The organism is Pseudomonas sp. GCM10022186 (assembly GCF_042656385.1).
In the GTDB taxonomy this organism is placed as follows: Bacteria; Pseudomonadota; Gammaproteobacteria; order Pseudomonadales; family Pseudomonadaceae; genus Metapseudomonas.
This window is the reverse complement of record NZ_JBHSOU010000028.1, coordinates 99,400-102,834: the sequence shown is the minus strand read 5'-3', so window position 1 is coordinate 102,834 and position 3,435 is coordinate 99,400. Positions and strand designations below refer to the sequence as shown.

Annotated in this window: 3 protein-coding genes; 1 reads left to right on the top strand and 2 read right to left on the bottom strand. The window is 66.6% G+C overall.

What is annotated here, in order from left to right; genetic code table 11:
- Window positions 1-117: 117 nt before the first annotated feature.
- Window positions 118-1,002 (bottom strand): SDR family NAD(P)-dependent oxidoreductase, encoded by an 885-nt coding sequence (locus tag ACFPU0_RS12520; RefSeq protein ID WP_377693335.1) that lies wholly within the window; start codon window positions 1,000-1,002, stop codon window positions 118-120.
- Entirely contained in the window at window positions 999-2,543 is a 1,545-nt protein-coding gene (locus ACFPU0_RS12515) for a flavin-containing monooxygenase (RefSeq protein WP_377693333.1), read from the bottom strand. Before ACFPU0_RS12515 ends, ACFPU0_RS12520 begins: the two co-directional genes overlap by 4 nt.
- A 115-nt stretch (window positions 2,544-2,658) precedes the next feature.
- Between ACFPU0_RS12515 and ACFPU0_RS12510 the strand changes: the two genes are divergently transcribed.
- Entirely contained in the window at window positions 2,659-3,372 is a 714-nt protein-coding gene (locus ACFPU0_RS12510) for a TetR family transcriptional regulator (protein WP_377693332.1), read from the top strand.
- The last annotated feature ends 63 nt before the right edge of the window (window positions 3,373-3,435 follow it).

Below are 3,435 nucleotides of genomic sequence, written 5' to 3'. Positions count from 1 at the left end.
GGGCGAATTCATTCGCTGTGCAGGCCGCAGGCCTGCCCTGCGCAGCATTCAGGGGCTGCTGCGCAGCCCTCAGCGAATGAATTCGCCCCCACAGGTGGAGCAAGGCCGCGCCCTGTATCACTCCACCGCCTTGGACACCTCGCCCGTCCTCGGCTTGGGCGCGAACTTCGCCGCCAGGCGCATGGAGCTGGTGACCAGGCGCTGGTAGAGGGTCGGCAGCAGGCGCTGCATGCCGTCCAGGGCCCAGGCGTCGGCGCCGATGAGGATGCGCCGGCTGTCCTTGAGCACGCCGCGCAGGATCACCTCGGCGGCCTTTTCCGGACTGGTGCGCAGCAACTGGTCGTTGAACTGCTGGCGGGCGCTGCTGGCTTCCTGGCCGGTCACTTTTGCCAGGCTGTCGTTCATCCGCGCGGTCCTGGCGATATTGGTCCTGATGCCGCCGGGGTGCACGCAGCTGGCCGACACGCCGCAGTTCTCCATGTCCAGCTCCTGGCGCAGGGATTCGGTGAAACCGCGCACGGCGAACTTGGTGGCGTTGTAGGCGCTCATGCCCGGCTGGGCGAACAGGCCGAATACGCTGGAGACGTTGACCACATGGCCCTCGCCGCTGGCCTTGAGATGCGGCAGGAAGGCCTTGGTGCCGTACACCACGCCCCAGAAGTTGATGTTCATGATCCACTCGTATTCCGAGTAGTCGCTGCCGTCCACGGTGCCGGCGTGGGCGACGCCGGCGTTGTTGAACACCAGGTTGACCCGGCCATGGTCCAGCACCACCTGTTCGGCCCAGGCATGCACAGCGTCGCGGTCGGCGACGTCGACCCGGCTCTCGGTGACCTCCACGCCGAGCTTGCGTATCAGGGCAGCGGTTTCCGCCAGGCCTTCGGCGTTCACGTCGGCCAGGGCCAGGTGGCAGCCCTGGCGGGCGAGGGCGCAGGCCAGGGCGCGGCCGATGCCGGAACCGGCGCCGGTGACGGCGGCCACCTTGTTCTCGAAGGACTTCATGCCGGCACCTCCTGGGGGTTCAGTTGCAGCGGACCCTGGGCGGCGTGCGCCGGCACGCTGCGGCTGAAGTGGTAGGCCGCCGGGTCGAAGTTGCGGGTCAGCAGGCGGAAGCGCCAGGTGAAGCCGGGCCAGACGGTACAGTTGCGGCCGCTCACCGGGTGCAGGTACCAGCTCTTGCAGCCGCCGGCGTTCCACACGGTATTACCCAGGCTGCCCTGGAGCTTGCCGTTGAACCTGTCCTGCACCTCGCGCTTGACCTCCAGGCTGCGCAGGCGGCGTTCGCCGAGCAGGTCGAGGGCGCCGAGCACGTAATGGATCTGCGATTCGATCATGTAGACCATGGAGTTGTGGCCGAGGCCCGTGTTCGGCCCCATGAGGAAGAACAGGTTGGGGAAGCCGGCGGTCATGGTGCCCTTGTAGGCCTCGGGGCCCTGCGGCCAGGTGTCCAGCAGGTCGACGCCGCCACGGCCGAAGACCACGTTGCGCGGCAGCGGGTCGCTGGGGGTGAAGCCGGTGCCGAAGATGATGGCGTCGATCTCGCGTTCGCTGCCGTCGGCGGTGACGATGCTGCTGGCGCGGATTTCGCGGATGCCGTCGGTGATCACCTCGACGTTGGGCTGGGTCAGCGCCGGGTAGTAGTCGTTGGAGATCAGCACCCGCTTGCAGCCCATGGTGTAGTCCGGGGTGACCTTGGCGCGCAGCACCGGGTCCTTGATCTTGCGCTTGATATGGCCCCGCGCGACCAGCTCGGCGAGCTTCATCACCTTCGGCGTCAGGGCGAAGCCCACCACGCGGCTTTCCAGCACGGCGTAGATGGCGCCGCGCCAGAGCTTCTGCAGCAAGGGGAAACGCTTGAAACGCGAGCGTTCGCCCTCGCTGATGGCGCGGTCGGGCTTGGGCATGATCCAGGGCGCGGTGCGCTGGTAGAGGTCCAGCTGCGCCACCTGCTTCTGGATCTGCGGGACGAACTGGATGCTCGAGGCGCCGGTGCCGATCACCGCGACGCGCTTGCCGGACAGGTCGTAGTCGTGGTTCCACTGCTGGGAGTGGAAGTGCGTCCCCTGGAAGTTCTCCAGACCGTTCAGCGCCGGGGTCGAGGGGGTGGACAGGGCGCCCATGCCGGACACCACGAACTGGGCGCTGTAGCGGTTGCCGGCGGCGTCCTCGATCTGCCACAGCTCGTCCACATCGTTCCACGCCAGGCGGGTGATCTCGGTGCCGAGCAGGGTCTTGTCCTGCAGCCGGTACTTCTCCCAGCAGCCTTCCAGGTAGGCCTGGATTTCCTCCTGCTTGGCGAACATCCGCGTCCAGTTCGGGTTCGGCTCGAAGGAGAAGGAATAGAGGTGGGATTGCACGTCGCAGCCACAGCCCGGGTAGTTGTTCACCCGCCAGGTGCCGCCGATGCCGGGCTCCTTCTCGAACATGAGGAAATCGTTTTCGCCTTTCTGCTTCAGGCGGATCGCCATGCCCAGGCCGGAGAAGCCGGAACCTATGATGGCGATCTTGCAATGGCGGGCAGAGGGTCGGGGTGACGCAGTCATTGGCCGGGCTCCTGTTCTTGTTGATTGCGGCGTATACAGCTGTATACCAAGGTAGACAGATGTATACTCGCCAGCAATCCAATGCCGTCACAACCAACCTTAGGTAGGGCCAGAGATGAATTCCGCCAGTGGCGACGAGCTCCAGTCGCCAGAACCTGTGACCGACGCCCCGGGCAAGCGCCTGCTCATGGAGGCCGCGTTGCGCCTGGGTTCCCGCAACCGCAGCCTGGGCAGCCTGGGGCTGCGGGAGCTGGCGCGGGAAGCCGGATTGAACCCCAACACCTTCTACCGTCATTTCAAGGACGTGGATGACCTCGGCCTTGCCATCATCCGCACCATCGCCACCCAGCTGCGCCAGCCCCTGCGCGACCTGCGCCGCGAGGCGGCGGCCCGTGCCGTGCTGGGCGACGGCGGGGTCATGCCGAAGCTGCTGGGCATCGACCTAGGCCGCGGACGGCGGGTCTGCCACGAGACGGTGCAGCTGTTCTTCGACTTCGTCGACGGCCATGCCGAGGCCTTCATCATTGGCGTGCGCGAGCTGCATGGTGCCTCGCCGGTGCTGCGCGCCGCCCTGCGCGAGGTGATGGAGGACTTCGCCGCCGACATGGCCGAGGACGTCCGCGAGTACCAGTTGCTGCCGGCCCTGGTGGCCGAGCCGGTGGTGCAGAGGGTGTCGAGTCTGGTCAGCCGCAACCTGTTCCAGCTGTCCCTGGACTACATCGGCGAGCCGGAGCGCCGCGAAGCGATCCGCGCCGAGGCGGAGGAACAGGTGCTGTTCCTCTTCACCGGCGCCAGCGTGTTGCAGGCGCTAGAGCTGAAGAGCCGATAAGAGCGAAGAGCCGATAAAAGCGCTGGAGGCCGAAAGCTGAACGAAAAATCTTGACCCGGCGCT